Raw genomic sequence first — 545 nt, 5'->3', positions numbered from 1 at the left:
TTGCAAAAATCGGCTCGTCTATCTGCACGACTATTTTATCATCAAGAGTGCTTATGACTTTTAAAAGCTCTTCATAAAGGGGAACTATTTTGCCCCAAAGCTCATAAACATCGCCGCGGTCAACTCTTTTGCTAAGTCCCAGATATGTTATAGGACCGATGATATTTATCTTTGTTTGGATGCCAAGAGCTTTTGCCTCGCGATACTCATCTATAATTTTAGAAGCATTAAGTGCATAACTCTCTTCAAGATTTAGTTCAGGAACTATGTAGTGGTAGTTTGTATTAAACCACTTTGTCATCTCCATAGCCACGCACTCCTCGTTGCCTCTTGCCATTGCAAAGTAAAGTTCCTCGCTCTTTAAATGAGCAAATCTTTTTGGAATTGCACCTAACATAATAGAGGTGTCGAGCATATTGTCATAAAGTGAGAAATCATTTGAGCTTATAAACTCTACTCTCGCATCTCTTTGATACGCCCAGTGTCTTGCCTTTAGCTCTTTTGCAACTTTTAAAACATCATCAAATGAGCATTTCTTTGCCCAA

The 545-nt window shown here is 38.5% G+C and carries 1 pseudogene; it reads right to left on the bottom strand.

The annotated features are described in order from the left end of the window. Positions 1 to 545, bottom strand: a pseudogene (locus NE054_RS08495) (5-methyltetrahydropteroyltriglutamate--homocysteine S-methyltransferase); the annotation flags it as partial.

The organism is Sulfurihydrogenibium sp., from assembly GCF_027448985.1.
Classification (GTDB): domain Bacteria; phylum Aquificota; class Aquificia; order Aquificales; family Hydrogenothermaceae; genus Sulfurihydrogenibium.
Note: the sequence above shows the minus strand (reverse complement) of the source record. Positions and strands in the feature narration are given on the sequence as shown.